Annotated in this window: 15 protein-coding genes; 2 read left to right on the forward strand and 13 right to left on the reverse strand. The window is 69.0% G+C overall.

Going from position 1 to position 18,851, the window contains the following annotated elements:
* The first annotated feature begins 47 nt into the window (after positions 1 to 47).
* The gene (locus G3N64_RS14375) at positions 48 to 1,406 is read left to right on the forward strand and encodes an aspartate aminotransferase family protein (RefSeq protein WP_205784548.1); all 1,359 of its coding nucleotides are present in this window, start codon (positions 48 to 50) and stop codon (positions 1,404 to 1,406) included.
* Between the two features lie 143 nt (positions 1,407 to 1,549).
* Here the strand turns inward: G3N64_RS14375 and G3N64_RS14380 are convergent, their stop codons facing one another.
* A complete protein-coding gene (locus G3N64_RS14380; RefSeq protein WP_205784549.1) occupies positions 1,550 to 2,725 on the reverse strand; it encodes a M20 aminoacylase family protein in 1,176 nt (391 codons plus the stop codon).
* 49 nt (positions 2,726 to 2,774) lie between these two features.
* Positions 2,775 to 4,007, reverse strand: a complete 1,233-nt coding sequence (locus G3N64_RS14385) for a diaminopropionate ammonia-lyase (protein WP_205784550.1) — start codon at positions 4,005 to 4,007, stop codon at positions 2,775 to 2,777.
* Positions 4,008 to 4,165: 158 nt separating this feature from the next.
* On the opposite strand from G3N64_RS14385, the gene G3N64_RS14390 reads away from it, so the two are divergent.
* Positions 4,166 to 4,642: an Lrp/AsnC family transcriptional regulator gene (locus tag G3N64_RS14390; protein ID WP_039340400.1), complete on the forward strand. Its 477-nt coding sequence runs from the start codon at positions 4,166 to 4,168 to the stop codon at positions 4,640 to 4,642.
* A 71-nt stretch (positions 4,643 to 4,713) separates the two neighbouring features.
* Here the strand turns inward: G3N64_RS14390 and G3N64_RS14395 are convergent, their stop codons facing one another.
* From G3N64_RS14395 to G3N64_RS14445, 11 genes are all read right to left on the reverse strand, one after another.
* Positions 4,714 to 6,435: a tannase/feruloyl esterase family alpha/beta hydrolase gene (locus tag G3N64_RS14395; protein ID WP_205784551.1), complete on the reverse strand. Its 1,722-nt coding sequence runs from the start codon at positions 6,433 to 6,435 to the stop codon at positions 4,714 to 4,716.
* Positions 6,436 to 6,463: 28 nt separating this feature from the next.
* The gene (locus tag G3N64_RS14400; protein WP_205784552.1) at positions 6,464 to 7,612 is read right to left on the reverse strand and encodes a porin; all 1,149 of its coding nucleotides are present in this window, start codon (positions 7,610 to 7,612) and stop codon (positions 6,464 to 6,466) included.
* Between the two features lie 65 nt (positions 7,613 to 7,677).
* Complete coding sequence (gene mhpT, locus G3N64_RS14405) at positions 7,678 to 8,883, reverse strand: 3-(3-hydroxy-phenyl)propionate transporter MhpT (RefSeq protein WP_205784553.1); 1,206 nt, start codon at positions 8,881 to 8,883, stop codon at positions 7,678 to 7,680.
* A gap of 200 nt (positions 8,884 to 9,083) precedes the next feature.
* Positions 9,084 to 10,982: a feruloyl-CoA synthase gene (locus G3N64_RS14410; protein WP_205784554.1), complete on the reverse strand. Its 1,899-nt coding sequence runs from the start codon at positions 10,980 to 10,982 to the stop codon at positions 9,084 to 9,086.
* Positions 10,979 to 12,427 (reverse strand): aldehyde dehydrogenase, encoded by a 1,449-nt coding sequence (locus tag G3N64_RS14415; RefSeq protein WP_205784555.1) that lies wholly within the window; start codon positions 12,425 to 12,427, stop codon positions 10,979 to 10,981. Before G3N64_RS14415 ends, G3N64_RS14410 begins: the two co-directional genes overlap by 4 nt.
* Before the next feature lie 36 nt (positions 12,428 to 12,463).
* Positions 12,464 to 13,294 (reverse strand): p-hydroxycinnamoyl CoA hydratase/lyase, encoded by an 831-nt coding sequence (locus tag G3N64_RS14420; protein ID WP_205784556.1) that lies wholly within the window; start codon positions 13,292 to 13,294, stop codon positions 12,464 to 12,466.
* A 220-nt stretch (positions 13,295 to 13,514) separates the two neighbouring features.
* On the reverse strand, positions 13,515 to 14,033 hold the full coding sequence (locus tag G3N64_RS14425) for a MarR family winged helix-turn-helix transcriptional regulator (RefSeq protein WP_205784557.1): 519 nt from the start codon (positions 14,031 to 14,033) through the stop codon (positions 13,515 to 13,517).
* Positions 14,034 to 14,206: 173 nt separating this feature from the next.
* Entirely contained in the window at positions 14,207 to 15,106 is a 900-nt protein-coding gene (locus G3N64_RS14430) for an SMP-30/gluconolactonase/LRE family protein (RefSeq protein ID WP_205784558.1), read from the reverse strand.
* A 45-nt stretch (positions 15,107 to 15,151) separates the two neighbouring features.
* Positions 15,152 to 16,171, reverse strand: coding sequence for an L-arabinose ABC transporter permease AraH (gene araH / locus G3N64_RS14435; protein ID WP_205784559.1), 1,020 nt, complete (start codon positions 16,169 to 16,171; stop codon positions 15,152 to 15,154).
* A gap of 32 nt (positions 16,172 to 16,203) precedes the next feature.
* Positions 16,204 to 17,748 (reverse strand): L-arabinose ABC transporter ATP-binding protein AraG, encoded by a 1,545-nt coding sequence (araG, locus tag G3N64_RS14440; RefSeq protein ID WP_205784560.1) that lies wholly within the window; start codon positions 17,746 to 17,748, stop codon positions 16,204 to 16,206.
* A 20-nt stretch (positions 17,749 to 17,768) separates the two neighbouring features.
* Positions 17,769 to 18,782 carry an arabinose ABC transporter substrate-binding protein gene (locus tag G3N64_RS14445; RefSeq protein ID WP_205784561.1) on the reverse strand — a complete coding sequence of 338 codons (1,014 nt, stop codon included), beginning with the start codon at positions 18,780 to 18,782 and terminating at the stop codon, positions 17,769 to 17,771.
* Between the last annotated feature and the right edge of the window lie 69 nt (positions 18,783 to 18,851).

Raw genomic sequence — 18,851 nt, forward strand, 5'->3', positions numbered from 1 at the left:
GGCGCCCGCGCTATCGTTTCCGTACCTTCACAGCCCAGGAGCTGCCTTTGCCTTCCCGTCACGGAGTCGACCTCATCCGCGCCCGCGCACTGTTCGATCGCGAGCGCCGTGCATTCACCGAAGCCATGCCGGTCTCCCGCGCCCTGTCCGCGGAAGCGTCCGAGCATCTGCTGTTCGGCGTGCCGTTGCACTGGATGCAGGACTGGTCGACGCCGTTCTCGCTGTATGTGAAGGAGGCGCGCGGCGCGACGTTCACCGACGTCGACGGCCATCGCTACGTGGACTTCTGCCTCGGCGACACCGGCGCGATGTTCGGCCATGCGCCCGAACCGGTCGCGCGCGCGCTCGTCGAGCAGGCCACGCGCGGCTACACGACGATGCTGCCGAGCGAGGATGCCGCGTGGGTGTCGCGCGAACTCGCGCGCCGTTTCCGGCTACCGGTCTGGCAATTCGCGCTGAGCGCGAGCGACGCGAACCGCTTCGTGCTGCGCTGGGCGCGCGCGGCCACCGGCCGCAACACGATCGTCGTGTTCAACGGCTGCTATCACGGCACGGTCGACGACGTATTCGTCGATCTCGTCGACGGCCGCCCGGTGCAGCGCGACAGCCTGCTCGGGCAGTCGTACGACCTGCTCGCGAACACGCGCGTCGTCGAATTCAACGACCTGGCCGCGCTCGAAGCGACGCTGAAAGGCGGCGATGTTGCCTGCGTGCTCGCCGAGCCCGCGATGACGAACATCGGGATGGTGCTGCCCGATCCGGGCTTCTGGGCGGCGGCACGCGAACTGACGCGCCGCTACGGCACGCTGCTCGTGATCGACGAAACGCACACGATCAGCAGCGGCCCGGGCGGCTACGCGGTCGCACACGATCTCGAGCCGGACATGCTGGTGGTCGGCAAGCCGATCGCGGGCGGGGTGCCGTGCGCGGTGTACGGGTTCAGCGCGGAATTCGCCGATCGCGCGAAGCAGGCGAAGGTGAACGCGCCGCCCGGCCATTCGGGCATCGGCACGACGCTCACCGCGAACATGCTCGCGATGCGAGCGACGCGCGCGACGCTCGCCGAAGTCGCGACCGACGCGGCGTATGCGCACATGTTCGAGCTCGCCGCGCGGCTGGCGACGGGGCTCGAACAGGCGATCGCGAAACACGGGCTGCCGTGGTGCGTGACGCGCATCGGCGCGCGCACCGAGTTTCAATTCGCGCCCGTGCCGCCGCGCAACGGGACGCTCGCCGGTGAGCAGCTCGACAGCGAGCTCGAACACATCGTGCACCTGTACCTGCTGAATCGCGGCGTGCTGATCACGCCGTTCCACAACATGATGCTCGTGTGTCCGCAAACGACGGCCGACGATGTCGACCGGCTCGTCGCGCAATTCGACGCGTGTCTGGGCGAGCTGGTGTGATGCAGTGACATTCGCGGCGGGATGCACATCGCGCGCGTGCGGCCGCGACGCGTTGCGTGCGGCGTCGCTTGTGTCGCTGACAGTGAAACGGAACGCCGCACGGCGAGCCGTTTCCCGTCGCATGCGAATCATGCAGCAATGGGCTACGCCGCCTTCAACGCGCGCCGTGCCACTTCCGCGAAATACCGTGCCCCCACCGGCAGGATCTCGTCGTTGAAATCGTAGCCCGCGTTATGCAGCGGCACGCCGCCGTGCCCGGCCGCCTCGCCGTTGCCGATGAACACGAAATTGCCGGGCACGGCCTGCAGGAACGCGCCGAAATCCTCCGAGATCATCATCGGCTGCACGTCGGCGTTCACCGCATCCGCACCCGCGACCTGCGCCGCGGCCTGCACGGCCGTGTCGACCCATTCCGGCGAGTTCACCGTCGGCGCGAACTCGTGCGTGTACTCGAACGTGCAGGTCGCACCGTGCGTGCGGCAGATCCCTTCGCTGATCTCGCGCATCCGCGTTGCCAGCAACGCCTGCACGTCGCGCGAATAGCTGCGCGTGTCGCCCTTGATCGTCACGGTCGACGGCAGCACGTTGCGCAGCCCGTCGGTGATGAACTCCGTGCACGAGATCACCGCCTGCTGGCCCGGATCGAGATTGCGCGACACGATCGTCTGCAGCGCGAGCACGATCTGCGCGCCGATCACGATCGGATCGATGCCCATATGCGGACGCGCCGCATGCGTGCCGCGCCCGTCGATCCGGATCACGAAGTTGTCCTCGCTCGCCATGATGCCGCCGGCGCGCGTCGAAAACGTGCCCGCCCGCATCCCCGGCATGTTGTGCGCGCCGAAGATCGCATCGACCGGGAAGCGCTCGAACAGCCCGTCGGCCATCATCGCCTTCGCGCCGCGGCCATGCTCCTCGGCCGGCTGGAAAATGAAGCGCACGGTGCCGTCGAAATCCTTGCGCTCGGCCAGCAGCTGTGCGGCGCCAAGCACCATCGACATGTGGCCGTCGTGCCCGCACGCATGCATCTTGCCGGGCGTGCGCGATGCGTGTTCGCGGCCCGGCGCGTGCTCGGCGATGTTCAGTGCATCCATGTCCGCGCGGATGCCGATCGCGCGCTTGCCGGTGCCCGCCGTCAGGTTCGCGACGAGCCCCGTGCCGCCGATCCCGCGATGCACGTCGAGCCCGAGCGCCGTCAGGATGCGTGCGACGTAGTCCGACGTGTTCACCTCTTCGAATCCCGTCTCCGGATGCTGATGCAGGTGGCGGCGCCAGGTCTTCAGTTGCCCCTGCAGCGTGCTTTCTTCGGTTGCGTCCATGTCGTTGGCCTCGTCGGTCGTAGTCGGTCGGGATCGGTCGTGATGCCGTTCAGGCCGCGACCGCCGCGCGGTTCAGCCAGTCACGCTGCCGCGCGAGCACGGCGTCGGCCGTCTCGCCGACGCAGCGCCGGTACACGGACGGCGCCGTCGCGCCTTCCGTATTGATCGCCAGCACGCGCGAATGCGCATCGAGCCCCACCTGCCGCGCGAGCGCCGGGTCGCGCATCAGCACTGCGAGCCCCGCGACGCCGGCCGCGCCCGATTCGCCGGCCACGATCGGCACGTCGCGCTCGCTGCCGGCCGCGAGGCCGCGCATGGCCTGCACCGCGTCTTCGTCGTCGATCAGCATGAAGTCGTCGATGCACATCTCGAGGAAATCCCATGCGAGCGGCGACGCCTCGCCGCACGCGAGCCCGGCCATCACGGAATCGACGCTGCCGGTCGCCTTGGTCGCACGCCCCGCGAGCGCACTCTGGTACAGGCAGTCGGCCTGGCGCGGTTCGACCACGATGAAATGCGGCCGCTGCACGCCGTCGCGCTCCCAGAGATAACTCGCGACGCCCGCGGCGAGGCCGCCCACGCCGCCCTGCAGGAATGCGTGCGTGAACGGCCGGCCGTCCTCCTGCGCCGCCTGCGCGGCGGCCTCGGCGGCGATCACGCCATAGCCCTGCATCACGTCGCGCGGAATCGCTTCGTAGCCGTCGTACGACGTATCCGACACGACGTACCAGCCGTTCGCCTGCGCGAGCTGCGCCGCGCAGACGACCGACTCGTCGTAATTCCCCGCGATGCGCACGATCCGCGCGCCGTACGCGGAGATCGCCCGCTCGCGCTCGGCGTCGACGTTCGCGTGCAGCACGATCACGCACCCGCAGCCGATCGCGCGCGCGGCCGCGGCCAGCGCGCGGCCGTGATTGCCGTCGGTCGCGCTGATCACCGTCAGGTCGGCCAGTTCCGCCGCATAGCGGCCGGTGACGAGCCCTTGCGGATCGAGATCCTGCGTGCGCCGCAGGCGCTTCACGAGCCGCACCAGCGCGATCGGCGCGCCGAGCGCCTTGAAGCTGCCGAGCGGCGAGCGGCACGACTCGTCCTTCACGCTGACGCTCGCGACGCCGAGCCGCGCGGCGAGATCGGGCAGCGCGCGCAGCGGCGTGCGCGCGTGGCCGACGAGCGGCCAGTGCGACAGCCACGCGCCGCTTTCGTCGGCCGATGCGATGTTCATCACGCGGCGCAGCGCGTGGGGATAGGCGGCGCGCGATGCGCGGGGGTTGGCGATCAGCATGGCGGGCAGCACTCCGTGAGTCGGTTCGGGTCGGGCGCGCACGGGTTGCACGCGCCGCCGGTTCGAAAAATAATATTGCGCATGCGGGTCAATAAAATCGCTAATCCGGCAGCCGCCACGCAAAAATTTCTCATTCTTTCGAGGCTTCACGCGCCATCATGACCACCCCACTCGATGCGTTCGATCGCAAGCTGCTGATGGAAATCCAGCGCGACGCGCAGACGCCGCAGAGCGAACTCGGCGCGCGCGTCAACCTGTCGACCGCGGCCGTGAACCGGCGCCTGAAACGTCTCGCTGACGATGGCGTGATCGAGCGCTACACGGCCGTCGTCGCGCCGGACAAGGTCGATCATCCGCTGACGATCGTCGTCAACGTCGAGGTCGAAAGCGAGCAGATCGACCAGCTCGACGCGATGAAGCGGACCTTCGAGCGCTGCCCGCAGATCCAGCAGTGCTACTACGTGACGGGGGAATGGGATTTCGTGCTGATCCTGGCCGTACGCAACATGGATCAGTACAACGCGCTCACGCGCGAGCTGTTCTTCGCGAACAACAACGTGAAGCGGTTCAAGACGCTGGTGAGCATGAGCCGCGTGAAGGTCGGGCTCGAGGTGCCGGTCGAACCGGGCGAGTGAGTGAGCGTTTGCACACATGAGGCGACCGGCATGCCATGGCGCACACCGGCCGCCTCCCATCGACGGCTACGTCAGCGACAACTGAAGCTCGCCGCCGAATTCACGTCGCCCGAGCCGTTGTAGCGCGCCACCTGCGGATACGGGCACAGCGGCCGCGTGCGCCCCGCGCCCCACGACGCGGGCACATCCGCATTCGGCACCGCGTTCGTCGTATCGCGCGCGGCGGCCACCACCGTGCCCGGCGCCTGCCCTTGCTCGACCCACGCGACGAGCGGCGTCAGCAGGTCGAACTGGTCGGCCGCCGGCCCGCCCGAGCAGTGGTTCATCCCCGGCACCGGATAGAAGCGCGCGAAATCCGACGCATCGCCGCCGTTCGCCTGCGCGACCCGTGCATACCAGTCGCGCGTGTCGTCGAACGAGAACACCGGGTCGCCCGTGCCGTGATAGACGAGCAGCTTCGCACCGCGCGCCTTCAGCGCGGACAGGTTGGTCTCGTCGGGCGGCGTCATGAACGACCACGCGGATTGCGTGTACACGCCGTTGCTCGCGAAGATCGCCGGCGCATCGTTGTCCATGTCGAAGCCGAGCGCGAAGCCGGACAGGTTCGCGAGCGTCGCGGCGGTTTTCGGTGGCGTCATGAACGTGAACGCCATCGCGGCCGGGTCGAGCGTGATCGAATTCGACTGCTTCCACGCGGCCCAGCCGCCGCCGGCAATGCCCGGATCGTACGGAAAGCCCGCGTAGAGCGCCGTGCCCGCACTGTTGCGTGCGCCCGTGAACACGTTCTCGAGCGCGGTCTTTTGCGCGGTCGTCAGGCAGGCGCCCGTGCGCGTGCCGTTCGCGCAGGCCGGGATGTCCGACTCGACGCTGAAGTGCGCCTGGCACGCGGCGACGTCCTGCACCATCCCGTCGGCCGTGCCGTCGAGCGCATCGCATTTCTCGAGGATCTTCGCGCCGACGAACCGCCGCTCCGTATCGTTGAAGCCGCTGCGGATATCCGGCAGCCCGTTCGATCCGGTCGCCGACGCGATCTTCGCGAACTGCTGCGCGCCGTACATCTCGCCGATCGCCGCCTTCGGCAGATGAAAGCCCGGATCGCCCGCGATGATGCCGTCGTAGTCGGCCGGGTTGCGCACCGCCGTGACCATCGCATGACGGCCGCCGTTCGAGCAGCCGCCGAAATAGCTGCGGTCGGGCGCCTTGCCGTACGCGAGCCGGATCACCTGCTTCGCCATCGGCGTGAGCGCGTCGACCGCGCCGTAGCCGTAGTCGATGCGCGCCTGCGGATCGATGCCGAACAGCGGGTTCTGCGCGGCACTGTGCCCGGAATCCGAGCTGATCACCGCGAAGCCCTGGTTCAGCGCATCGGTCAGCGGCCCGCCGCCGCCGATCTCGCCGGTCGCGATCACGACGTTGCCGTCGAGCCCGCCGTTCGCCTGGTAGAAGAAGCGGCCGTTCCACGCCTTCGGCAAGCGCATTTCAAAGCCGATCGCATAGGTCTTGCCGTCGACCGCGCTCACGCGCTCGTTCATCTTCCCTGCGATCACGCAGTGCTCGGCGATCGGCTTGCCGGCCACCGTGAGCGCGCCGGCGGCCGCAGTCGTCACCGATGTGAACGACGTGTTCGCATACGCCAGCTTCGCGGCGAGTGCGTCGCAGGTCTGCGCCATCGCGGCCGGCGTCGCGGCGCTCAGGTGCGTCGGCCTGGCGTTGACCGAATCGTCGCCACCGCAACCGGCGAGCATGGCCGCCGACAGCGGCGCAATACAGAGGAATGCAGATTTCCTGTTCAAGATAGCTCCCGTTTGTCAGGCTGCCGCATCAGAACATGTGCCGGACGCCAACCATCGCGCCGAGCTGTCCCATCCCTGCGCCGGGCGTCGTGCCGGCCCCGCCGCCGCTGACCGCGTAGCGTGCATGCGCGCTGTTCCACAGATACGACGATTGCGCGTAGACGGCCGTGCGCTTGGTCAGCAGATAGGTTGCGCGCAGCGTCGCCATCGTCGCGCGCGTGTCGTGCGCGCTGTTGACGATCCGGTAGCCTTCGCCATCGACGATGAAATCGGGCTTCACCGCATAGGACGCACCGACGAAGAACAGGTCCGAATGCGCGCCTGGCGCGGCCGGCGAACCGGTCGACACGCGCCGCCCGATCCAGCCCGCGCCGATCCGCGCGCCCGCCGCCTGCGCATACGCGCTCACGTGCGTGCGCGCATCCTTGCCGCCGCTGCTCGTGAACGCGACCGGCGCGACGCCGTCGAAGAAGTTCGCAGCCGCGCCGGTACCGCCGCGCTGCTCCTCGTACGACGCCGCCGCACCGAAATACGCGCTGTCGTACTTGAGCATCACGGACCAGTTGCGGCACTGCACCGCGTCGCCCGGCACCTGGCCCGCGCAAGTGCCCTGTCCCGGCGAGTTGCCGGTGCCCGCGCCGTCGCGGCCGAACGAATACGCGGCGCCGAGCGTCACGCCGCGATACGTGCCGACGTAGGTCACCGCGTTGTCGGCGCGGCCGTTCGGCACGTACGCGTCGAGCGAACCGAGCCCGTAGATATCGGGGCCGATGATGTCCGCGCCCTGCAGCGCGAGGTAGGTCATCGTGTACTGGCGGCCGAACGCGAGCGTGCCGAAGCCGCCCTTCAACCCGACGAACGCCTGCCTGCCGAACAGCCGGCCGCCCTGGCCGAGATCGCCGCCGCGCACGTTGAAGCCGCTTTCGAGCGTGAATACCGCCTGGTAGCCGCCGCCGAGATCCTCCGCGCCGCGCAGCCCCCAGCGCGACGGCAACTCGCCCGTCACGCCCGGCATGCGCACCACGTGGTCGCCGGCCGCGTTCGCGTGCGACACGAACTCGACGCCCGTGTCGATGATGCCGTACAGCGTCACGCTCGACTGAGCGTGCGCAACCGGCGCGGCCAGCGCGCAGCATGCGCCGGCGGCCAGCAGGCCGTTCCTGGTTGTCGTCTTCATTTCGTTGTGTCTCCAGACCTTGAGTAAGCGCGCTCTGACGGCGCACATTGATAAAAAACGAAACGTCAGTCGCCGGCTTGCGGGCGGCGAATCAGCATCAGCGCGGCGACGGCCGCGACGAGCGTGACGGGGATGCTCGCGCCGATCACGACCGGTGCGCTGCGGCCGGCGGCCAGCAGCGTCGCGGCCGCGAGCGGCCCGACCACCGAACCGAGCCGGCCGACCGCGACCGCCGCGCCGACGCCCGTGCCGCGCATCGCGGTCGGGTAGTAGATCGCGGCGAGCGCATACAGCACCGACTGTCCGCCGACGACGAACATCCCGGCCGCGAACGCGGCGGCCGCGAGCGACCCGAAGCCGGGCGCAGCCGCGAGTGCGGCGAGCGACAGCACGATCCCAACGTACATGCCGCCGACCACGCGCGACGCGCGCATCCGGTCGAGTGCCGCGCCGATGCCGAGCGCGCCGAGCCCCGCGCCGACGTTGAACGCGATCTGCACGAGGCCGACGTGCGCGCGATCGAGGCCGCGCGCGGCCATCAGCGACGGCAGCCAGTTGAGCAGGAAGTAGAGGACGATCAGCGTGCAGAAGTAGCTGACCCACAGCGCGACCGTCGAAGTCGTGCGGCCGTCGCCGAACAGCGTGCGTGCGACGCTGGTGCGCGCGGCCGGCGTGCCGGCGACGTCGAGATACGCGCGCGATTCCGGCAGGAACCACGCCAGCAGCGGCACGAGCAGCAGCGGCCCCGCGCCGCCGACATAGAAGATGTGCCGCCATTCGGTGTCGCCGGCGAGCAGCACGCCGATCAGCGACGCGATCACGCCGCCGAACGGGATGCCGCAGTACATCGTCGCCACCGCGCTGCTGCGCGAGCGCGGCTCGACCGCTTCGGACGACAGCGCGATCAGGTTCGGCATCGCGCCGCCGAGGCCGATGCCGGTCAGCACACGCACGACGACGAGCATCGCGAAGGTCGACACCTGCGCGGTGGCGATCGACAGCAGCCCGAACAGCGCGGCCGACGCGATCAGCACGCGCTTGCGTCCGATCCGGTCGGCGAGCCGCCCGCCGAGCATCGCGCCCGGCAGCAGCCCGAAGGTGCCCGCGCTGAACGCGATGCCCATCTGCGACACGTTCAGCCCGAATTCATGCGCCATGCGCGGCGCGGCGACGCCGACCGACTGCAGGTCGAGTCCTTCGAGAAGGGCGACCGCGAAACACAGCGCGAGCGTGGTCGCGACCGTGGGTTTTTCGGCAACGTAAGTGTTCATCGTGTCTCCAGTCCCATGTCTTGTCGTCGGCGGCCCTGCAACGGCCGCTGCGCGCCGTCGCCGGCCAGTGGCGAAGCGGCGCGCGAGGTGTCGTCCGAACGGCCGCCTTTATCAGGCAACCTGATTCACTGGCCGCAAGAATGCCCGCCGGTATCGTGGCCGGCCGGTCGTCATGCCTGCTTGCTTCGGTTTGCTTCTACTTACGCGTAAATCACGTCGGGATCACACCGCGTCGGGTCGTACAGCGCGTCGATCGTCGCCGCGCGATGCTGCTGCACGGCCGCCTGGTTCAGCGAGCCCTTGTCGGTCGCTTCGCCGAGATCGAGCGACGGCGGCGTCTCCATCAGCCGGATGCGCGCGACGAACGTCGAACCACCAGTCGCGTTGCGGTTCAGCGCGGCGAGCCACGCCGCGAATGCCGCACGCACGGCCGGCGCGCGCAGCACGTCGGCCACGGATGCATCGGCGGCGAGCCCCGCCAGCGCACGACACGCGTCGACACGCGGAAACACCAGCAGCCCGATGTCGTCGCGATTGATCCCGGTGACGACGACGTCCTGCACATACGGCGCACCGCTCGACACCGCGTTCGCACGCAATGGCCCGACGCTGACGAAGGTGCCGCTGCTCAGCTTGAAATCCTCGGTCAGCCGCCCGTCGAACTGCAGCCCGAGTTCCGGCCGCTCCGGATCGACGAACGTGCCCGCGTCGCCGCTGCGGTAATAGCCGTCGTCGTCGAACACGTCGCGCGGATCGACATCCGCATGCCAGTAGCCGCGCATCACGTTCGGCCCCTTGAAGCGCAGTTCGAGCTTGCCGCCGCACGGCACGAGCTTCGCGTCGCAGCCGGGCGCGGGCAACCCGATATAGCCCGAGCGCATCACCGGCCCGGTCGTGAACAGGCACGACGGCGACGCCTCCGTCATCCCGAGCCCCGCCATGATCCGGATGCGCTCGCCGCAGTGCGCTTCGGTCACGCGATCCAGCCGGTCCCACGCGGCCTGCGACAGCCCCGCGCCGCCGAAGAAATACAGCTTCACGCGCGAGAAGAACGTATCGCGCAGCGCGGCGTCGCGTTCGAGCGCGGCAGTCAGCTCTTCCCAGCCCTTCGGCACGTTGAAGTAGATCGTCGGCGCGATCTCGCGCAGGTTGCGCACGGTTTCGTCGAAGCGGCCCGGCACCGGGCGGCCGTCGTCGATATACAGCGTGCCGCCGTTGTACAGCGCGATGCCGAGGTTGTGGCTGCCGCCGAACGTGTGGTTCCACGGCAGCCAATCGACCAGCACCGGCGGCTCGCGCGTGAGCTCGGGCATCGTCTGGCGCAGCATCTGCTGGTTGCTGCACAGCATCCGGTGCGTGGTCGGCACGGCCTTCGGCCGCTTCGTCGAGCCCGACGTGAACAGGATCTTCGCGAGATGGTCGGGGCCGATCGCCGCATGGAGCGCGTCGATCGTGCGCGGCGCAGTCGCGAGCAGGCGCGAGAACGGCACCGCGCCGCCCGACGCGTCGTCGTCGCGCGCGACGATCAGCGCCGCATCGGCCGGCAACGTCGCGTCGAGCGCGCGGGAAAACGCCGCACGTTCGGCGACGAACACCGCGCCCGGCCGCAGCACGCCGAGCGTGTGACGCAGCTTGCCGTAGTCGGTCGACACGAGCGAATACGCGGGCGAGATCGGCGAGTACGGCACGCCGGCCAGCATCGCGGCGAACATCAGTTGCAGATGTTCGAGATCGTTGCCGGACAGCACCGCGAGCGGGCGTTCGGCCGACAGGCCGAGATCGGCGAGGCCCTGCCCGAGCGCACGGGCGCGTTCGAGCATCTGCGCGTACGTGATCTCGATCCAGCGGCCATCGTCGCCGCGCCGCGCGGCCAGCACGCGGTCGGCGTGTGCTTGCGCACCGTTCACGAGGCAGTCGGTCAGGCGTGCCGGATAGGCACCGAGCGGCTCGCGCGAGCACAGCGTCCACCCGCCGTCGGCCGTGCGACGGATCTCGGCGGCGCCGACGGCGACCGCCGCCGCGCGATAGCGCACGCCGCCTGCCTCGTGCTCGACCGCCGGGTTCAAAGGCTTCGATGCCTTCATCGTCAACTCGCTCATATCGGGTAATGGCGCGGCGAAGTCTGCACGGTGATCCAGCGCAGCTCCATGAACTCGGCGATCGACGCGCGGCTGCCGAAGCGGCCGTAGCCGCTTGCCTTCGTGCCGCCGAACGGCATCTGCGCCTCGTCGTGCACGGTCGGGCCGTTGATGTGGCAGATCCCCGATTCGATCCGGCGCGCGACCGCCATCGCGCGCGCGACATCGCGGCTGAACACGCTCGACGACAGCCCGAACTCGCTGTCGTTCGCGAGCGCGACCGCTTCGTCGTCGCTGTCCGCGCGCAGGATCGCGACGACCGGCGCGAACGATTCCTCGCGATACAGCCGCATGTCGCGCGTCACGCCATCGACGATCGCCGGCTGCATCGTCGCGCCTTCGGCGCGGCACCCGAGCGGCAGCTGCGCGCCGTGTGCGCGCGCATCCTCGACGAGCGCCGCCGCACGCGCGGCGGCCGCCGCGTCGACCATCGTGCCGAGCGGATGGCCGGCCAGCGGATCGCCGGCGATCAGCGTGCGCGCCTTCGCGGCGAGGCGTTCGACGAGCGCATCGGCAATCGGCCGCGCGGCGATCACGCGCTCGGTCGACATGCAGATCTGCCCCTGGTTGAAGAACGCGCCGAACGCGATCGCGTCGACGGCCGCGTCGAGATCCGCGTCGTCCAGCACGAGCACGGGCGCCTTGCCGCCGAGTTCGAGCAGCACGGGTTTCAGGTGAGCGGCCGCGTGGCGCGCGATGATGCGTCCGACATGCGTCGACCCGGTGAAGTTGATGCGCTTCACGTGCGGATGCGCGATCAGCCGCTCGACGAGTTCGGGTGCGTCGGCCGCCGCATGCGTGATCACGTTGACGACGCCCGCGCCCAGCCCCGCTTCGTCCAGCACCGCGCCGATCAGCGCATGCACGCCCGGGCATGCCTCGGATGCCTTCAGCACGACCGTGTTGCCGCATGCGAGCGGCATCGCCAGCGCACGCGTGCCGAGGATCACCGGCGCGTTCCACGGCGCGATGCCGAGCACGACGCCGCACGGCACGCGCATCGCCAGCGCGAGATTGCCGGGCACGTCGGACGGGATCACGTCGCCGGCGATCTGCGTCGTCATCGACGCGGCCTCGCGCAGCATGTTCGCCGCGAGCGTCACGTTGAAGCCGATCCAGCCCGGCGTCGCGCCGGTTTCGGCCACGCCGGCCGCGATGAACGCGTCGATGCGTGCATCCATCAGGTCGGCCGCCTTCAGCAGCAGCCGGCGGCGCTCGGTCGGCGCAAGGGCCGACCATGCGGGAAACGCGCGGTGCGCGGCATCGATCGCCGCGTCGGCGTCGGCGAGGCCGGCCGCCGGCGCGCGTGACGCCAGCGCGCCCGTCGCGGGATTGAATCGGTCGAAGGTGCGCCCGTCGCGGGCGGCGCACCACTCACCCGCGATCAGCATCCGTCTGTCGGTCATGTTGTCTCCTGCCATGCAATCTCTCGTCCGGTTGCGTCAGCGCTTGTAGGCCTGCAGGCCCGGCTTGATCGTCTTGTCGTCGAGGAACTGCTTCAATCCCTGTTCGCGGCCGTGTTCCGGATCGCGCAGTTGCGCCTGGTCGAGCTTCGCGTACAGGTAATCTTCGCACTGCTCCCACGTGAGCTCGCGCGAACGCTTGAAACCATGCTTCGCCGCGCGCAGCACGACCGGGTTCTTGTCCATCAGCCGCGCGGCGAGCGCGATCGTCGCGTCGCGCAGCCCAGCGAGCGGCACGCTGCTGTTCACCAGGCCCATTTCGGCGGCTTCCACGCCGGTGAACGTGTCGCCGGTCATGATGTAGTGCAGCGCGCGGCGGTGCCCGACCGTGTCGGCCATCGCCTTGCTGACGAGGTTGCCGGGCGGGATGCCCCAGTTGATCTCCGACAGCCCGAACACCGCTTCTTCAGCGGCGATCGCGAGGTCGCACGCGACGAGCGGCGAGAACCCGCCGCCGAAGCACCAGCCGTTCACCATCGCGATGGTCGGCTTGCCGTACATGCGCAGCCGGCGCCACTGCCATTCGGACGCATCGCGCCGCACCTTTTCCTGCATGGCGTCGGAGCCGCCGTCGATCTCGCGGAAGTATTCCTTCAGATCCATGCCGGCCGTCCAAGCGGCGCCCGCGCCCGTGAGGACGAGCACCTTCGCCTCGTCGTCGAACTCGACCGCGTCGAGGACCTGCAGCATCTCCTGGTTGAGCGTCGGGCTCATCGCATTGCGCTTGTCCGGGCGGTTCAGCGTGACCCACGCGATGCCGGCCTCCACCTTCACTTCAACGGTCTGCCAGCGGTTGTCGTACTTGCTCATATCGTTTCCTGTCGTTCGTTCCTGTGCGATTCGGTGCGCAGCATCCCTGCTGCGGACGGCTTCATTTAATATCAGGCTACCTGATATTGCAAGCGGCATGAGCGCCGGTGTAAACCCGGATCGGAAAGCGGCGGAAACAACGGAATCAGGGAACGGTCAGGCGACCGGCAACGCGAATGCGGGCCGCACGGGCCCGTGCCATGAAGGTTCCGGAAGGGAGTCAGCCGCGCAGGTTGCGCGAGAACAGTTCGAGCGCGCGTTGCACGTGTGCGGCGTCGTCGGCGGAGAGGTCGCCGAGCATTCGTGTCTCGAGCGGGCGCAGCACGGCTTCACATTCGCGCAGCATCGCCGCGCCTTCGTCGGTCAGCGTCAGCAGGATGATGCGGCCGTGCGACGGGTCGGCTTCGCGCGTGACGAAACCGCGGGCGGCCATCACGCTCATTACCTCGTTCGCCGATTGCGGCGTGATCCACGAGCGCTCGGCCAGTTGCGCGTTCGACGACGCGCCGCGCGCCTCGAGCACCGACAACGCCGTGTATTGCGCGAGCGTGATGCCGAGCGGTGCGAGCGCGTCGGTCATGTGGCGGCGCAGCAGCCGGTCGAGGCCGCCGATCACGTAGGTCAGGCGCTGCTGCACACGCGGCTTCGGCTTGTCGCCCGCGGCGCGGGCGGCGGCGTTCTTTGCGGCGGCTTTTGCAGCGGTTTTCGGATTCGCGGGCTTGGTCGGTGCGGAACTCATGGTGCGGGCGGAATGGAATTGCGGGCCATCTTACCAGCACGTCGGGGAGGCGAACGGAGTGTTCCAGGAATGCCGGACAGCCGCTGCGCGCTCACGCACGCGCGGCGGACTGCAGGCCGGGCCGCGAAGCCAGCCGCGTCAGCGGCATCCCATGAACGGCATCCAATACGCGATCAGCGGCGCGGCGTCCCCGCGAACCGCGCCGTCGGCAACCCCGCATGGCGCGTTTGCGCGACGAACACGCCGCCCGCATCGGCATCGCTCGCCAGCGCGTCGTCGCTCAACCCGACGCGCGCGCTCGTCACGTACAGCCGCCCGTCGCCGTCGATCGCCGCGCAGCTCGGCTGCGCGGTCGGCACCGCGACGCGTTCCGTCTCGACGCCGTCCGCCGCGTAGCGCACCACCCGCCGGCCGCCCCACTGCGCGTTCCACAAGCCGCCGTCGCGGTCCATCGTCGAGCCGTCCGGGTCGCCGTCCGCATCGGTCAGCCGTGCGAACGGCCGTACACCGGCCACACCGGCGCGGCTGTAATCGCACACGAGAATTTCTCGCACGAGCGAATCGCAGAAGTACATCTTCGACCCGTCCGGCGAGAACGCGATGCTGTTCGCGATCGCAGCCGGCGGCAACGCGAGCCGCTCCAGCGCGAGGTCGGCATTGAGCCGGTAGAACCCGCCGACCGCTTGCGGCGGCTCGCTACCTTCATCCTTCATCCCGAACACGAACGCGCCGGACGGATCGCAACGCCCGTCGTTCAGCCGCGTCGGCAGATCGGGCTCGACGTCGACGATTCGCGTGAACGCGCCGCTGCGCAGGTCGAAGAACGCGAGATGCGTCGCGAGCCCGACGAGCAGCACGTCCGGATCGTGCGTCAGTGCGAAACATGCGAGCCGCTCGGGCATCGGCCAGTGCGCGAGGTCCGAACCGTCCGCGCGGCAGCGCCACAGTTGCGCGCCTTCGATATCCACCCAGTAAAGCGTGTGCGTCCTGTCGCACCACGTCGCGCCTTCGCCGAGCGTGTTGCGGGTGTCCGCCAGCAGCGTCGCCGACGCGGCCGGATCAATCTGTTGCATTCCGTCTCCCGATATTTGTCGCATTCGCAGGCAGCTGCGCTTTCGTCAGATCTTCATCGCGCGCCGCTGGTTGCGACGATACTGGTCGAACAGCACCGCGAGCAACAGAATTCCGCCGCGTATCAGATATTGGTAAAAGGTCGGCACGTTCAGGAGACTCATCGCGTCCTGTACGGAGCCCATGATCAGCACGCCGACCAGCACGCCCGAGATCGTCGCGACGCCGCCCGTCAGCGACACGCCGCCGAGCACGCACGCGGAGATCACGCCGAGTTCGAGCCCGACCGACGTCTTCGGATCGCCGAGGCTCATCCGCGACGCGAGCATCACGCCCGCAAAGCCGGTCACGAGCCCCTGCAGCACGAACACGGCGATCTTGATGCGCATCACCGGCAGCCCCGCGAGCAGCGCGGCCTCGCCGTTGCCGCCGACGGCCAGCACGTTCTTGCCGAACACCGTCTTGCGCAGCAGGAAGCCGAACACGACGAAGCCGACGATGTTGCTCCAGATCGGATACGAGATGCCGAGGAACGACCCGCCGCCGAGATCGAAGAAGCGTTCCTCGGAGATCATCACCGCGTCGCCGTTCGACGTGATGAACGCGAGCCCGCGCACGACTTCCATCATCGCGAGCGTGACGATCAGCGAGTTGATCCTGTAGCGCGCGATCAGCACGCCGTTCACGAGCCCGACGGCCCCGCCCGCGAGCACGCCGGCCGCGATGCCGAGCACGACGCTGTGCGTCGCGGTGATCAGCGTCGACGCGACGACGCCCGAGAACGCGACGATCGACGCGACCGACAGGTCGACCTCGCCGAGTGCGAGCACGAACATCATCGTCACCGCGATCGAGCCGATCAGCGTGACCGACAGCAGCAGGCCCTGGATATTGCGCGGCGTGAGAAAGTCCGGCACCGTCAGCGACAGCGTCGCGAACAGCACGAGAAACACCATCACGATGCCGGAGCGGTTGATCAGTTGCCACAGGCCGCCGCGCGCTCGCGCGGGCGCGGCTGCGGCATCCGGGGATGGGGAAGTACGTTGGGGTTGCATGGCCTGGCTCATTTCGTTTGCATCCGTTTGATCGTTGCGGGGCGCTAGCGCGGCAGCGCGAGCTTGATCAGCGCGTCGGGCGTCGCCTGCGCCTTCGCGACCTCGCCCGCGATCCGTCCTTCCTTCATCACGACGATCCGGTCCGACACGCCGATCACCTCGGCCAGGTCGCTCGACACGAGGATCACCGTGCGGCCCGCTTCCGCGAGTTCGTAGAACAGGTTGTAGATTTCCGCGCGCGCGCCGACGTCGATGCCGCGCGTCGGCTCGTCCATCAGGAACACGTCGATGCGTTCGGCCAGCCAGCGCGCGAGCACGACTTTCTGCTGGTTGCCGCCGGACAGCGCGCCGATCGGCGTGTCGCCGTCACGGGTCTTGATCGCGAGCCGCTCGATGTAGCGTTGCGCAAGGTCACGTTCGCGCCGCGCGTCGAGCAGCATCCGCGCCGGGCTGAAATGCCGGCGCGCGCTGATGTTCAGGTTGTCGGCCACCGACGCGATCGCGACGATGCCCTCCTGCTTGCGGTCTTCCGGGCACAGCGCGAGGCCGGCGCGCACCGCGTCGCGCGGGCTCCCGAACGCGACGCGCTGCCCGTTCAGCTCGACGTGCCCCGCACTCGGGCGCGCGGCGCCGTACAGCAGCTTCATCAGCTCCGAGCGGCCTGCGCCGACGAGCCCGAAGAAGCCGACGATCTCGCCGCGCCGCGCGGTGAACGACACCGGCTCGGATAACCCGGGCCCCGCCAGCCCTTTCGCCTCGATCAGCACGTTGCCGGCCGTGCGCGGCCGGTAGCCGTACACGTCCTCGATCGAGCGGCCGACCATGCAGCCGATCAGCCGGTCGCGATCGAGATCGGGAACGGAATCGAACGTGTCGATGCGGCGGCCGTCGCGAAACACGGTCACGCGGTCGCACAGTTCATACACTTCCTCCATCCGGTGCGTGACGTAGATGATTGCGCGGCCTTCCGCGCGCAGTGCGCGGATGATCCGGAACAGTTGCGTGGTCTCGCGCGCGGACAGCGAACTCGTCGGCTCGTCGAACGCGATCACGCGCGCGTCGCGCATCAGCGCCTTGCCGATCTCGATCATCTGGCGCTGGCCGATCGACAGGTACTTCACCGGAATGCCCGGGTCGATGTGCTCGCCGAGCCGCTCGAGCGCATCGAGGGCGCGCGCGGCAAGCGTGCGTTCGTCGACCACGCCGAGCCGGCTCGGCAGCTGCCCGAGCATCAGGTTTTCGGCGACCGTCAGCTCGGGCACCAGATGCAGCTCCTGGTAGATGATCGCGATGCCGGCCTCGAGCGCCGCGCGCGTCGACGCGAAGCGCTGCACCGTACCGTTCAGCGTCAGCGTGCCGGCCTGCGGCTGGTTCACGCCGGACAGCACTTTCAGCAGCGTCGACTTCCCCGCGCCGTTCTCGCCCATCAGCCCATGCACTTCGCCCGCGCGCACCGACAGCGACACGGCGTCGAGCGCGCGCACGCCCGGGAACGTCACCGTGATGCCGTCGAGCGCGAGCAGCGCGTTGCCCGGCGGCGACGCGCCGGCATCGCTGCCGGATACGGCCGTCATCGTCTGCGTCGTCATTGCGTTCTCGCCTCGCGCGCTCAGATGCCGAGCTCGGCGCGCACGGCCTGCCAGTTCGTGCGCGTCATCAGCTTGCCGCTCGTCTGCGTGTCGGCCGGCGGCGTCTTGCCGTCGCGAATCCACTCGACGAGATTCTGCGTGCTGTCCTTGCCGTGGTTCGTCGAGCTGACTGCGATCGTCCCGAAGAAGCCGGTCGGCTCCTTCTTCTGGAATTCGGCGAACGCCTCGCCCGCACCGTTGATGCCGACGCCGATCACGTCGGCCGCCGGGATATGCAGCTGCTCGGTCGCGCGCACCGCGCCGAGCACCGATTCCTCGTTCAGCGCGTAGACCACCCATTTCTTCACGTTCGGATGGCGCGCGAGCACCGGCGCTGCCGCGCTGAAGCCGCCTTCGTCGTCGGTCGTCTTCTGCGGCGCGTCGAAGATGTTCTCCTTGCGGAAACCGTTCGCGAGCAACGCCTGCGTCGCGCCGTCGGTGCGCAGCTTCGCGGTCGGCAGCTCGTTGTTCGTGATCCGCAGCGCGCCGACTTCCTCGGGCTTCCAGCCGCGTCGCTTCATCTCGTCGGAAATGGCCTGGCCGACCTGGTTGCCGATCTTGGTCGCCGACATCCCGAGGTGCGGCACGTTCGACAGCGGCTTGCCGGTCGAATCGACGAGCTGGTCGTCGACCGTCACGAACTTCATGTTGTAGCGCTTCGCACGCGCGGCGATCGCCGGGCCGAGGCGCACGTCCGGCGCGCAGATCACGAAGCCCTGCGCCCCCTGCGACCCGAGGTTGTCGATCGCGGCCAGCACCTTTTCGCCGTCGGGCGTGCCGATCTTCACGACCGAGAAATTCTGCTTCTGGCCGAGCGCGGACGCCGCGTTCTGCTCGTTGATGAACCATGCCTGCTCCGGCATCTTCACCAGGAAGCCGATCTTCAGCGGCGCGTCGGCGCGCGCGGCGCCCTGCATGCCGAGCGGCGCGATGCAAAGCGCGGCCAGGAGCGCGCGCAACGTATGGCGGCGAATCGTGTGGGTCGTGCGGTTCATTCGATGTCTCCTTGATGTCGGCTGGTGCCGTAATGATTCGTCGTGCGCGATCGCGCCGCAGCGCGCGCG

The sequence above is a fragment of the Burkholderia sp. Ac-20344 genome (assembly GCF_017104975.1).
Classification (GTDB): domain Bacteria; phylum Pseudomonadota; class Gammaproteobacteria; order Burkholderiales; family Burkholderiaceae; genus Burkholderia.

Bases quoted from the DNA above. Each gene is read 5' to 3' on its own strand.
- G3N64_RS14425 (WP_205784557.1), bottom strand. From the start codon at position 14,033: ATGAGTTCCGCACCGACCAAGCCCGCGAATCCGAAAACCGCTGCAAAA.
- G3N64_RS14380 (WP_205784549.1), bottom strand. From the start codon at position 2,725: ATGGACGCAACCGAAGAAAGCACGCTGCAGGGGCAACTGAAGACCTGG.
- araH (WP_205784559.1), bottom strand. From the start codon at position 16,171: ATGAGCCAGGCCATGCAACCCCAACGTACTTCCCCATCCCCGGATGCC.
- G3N64_RS14420 (WP_205784556.1), bottom strand. From the start codon at position 13,294: ATGAGCAAGTACGACAACCGCTGGCAGACCGTTGAAGTGAAGGTGGAG.
- araG (WP_205784560.1), bottom strand. From the start codon at position 17,748: ATGACGACGCAGACGATGACGGCCGTATCCGGCAGCGATGCCGGCGCG.
- G3N64_RS14410 (WP_205784554.1), bottom strand. From the start codon at position 10,982: ATGAGCGAGTTGACGATGAAGGCATCGAAGCCTTTGAACCCGGCGGTC.
- G3N64_RS14385 (WP_205784550.1), bottom strand. From the start codon at position 4,007: ATGCTGATCGCCAACCCCCGCGCATCGCGCGCCGCCTATCCCCACGCG.
- mhpT (WP_205784553.1), bottom strand. From the start codon at position 8,883: ATGAACACTTACGTTGCCGAAAAACCCACGGTCGCGACCACGCTCGCG.
- G3N64_RS14430 (WP_205784558.1), bottom strand. From the start codon at position 15,106: ATGCAACAGATTGATCCGGCCGCGTCGGCGACGCTGCTGGCGGACACC.
- G3N64_RS14445 (WP_205784561.1), bottom strand. From the start codon at position 18,782: ATGAACCGCACGACCCACACGATTCGCCGCCATACGTTGCGCGCGCTC.
- G3N64_RS14400 (WP_205784552.1), bottom strand. From the start codon at position 7,612: ATGAAGACGACAACCAGGAACGGCCTGCTGGCCGCCGGCGCATGCTGC.
- G3N64_RS14415 (WP_205784555.1), bottom strand. From the start codon at position 12,427: ATGACCGACAGACGGATGCTGATCGCGGGTGAGTGGTGCGCCGCCCGC.
- G3N64_RS14390 (WP_039340400.1), top strand. From the start codon at position 4,166: ATGACCACCCCACTCGATGCGTTCGATCGCAAGCTGCTGATGGAAATC.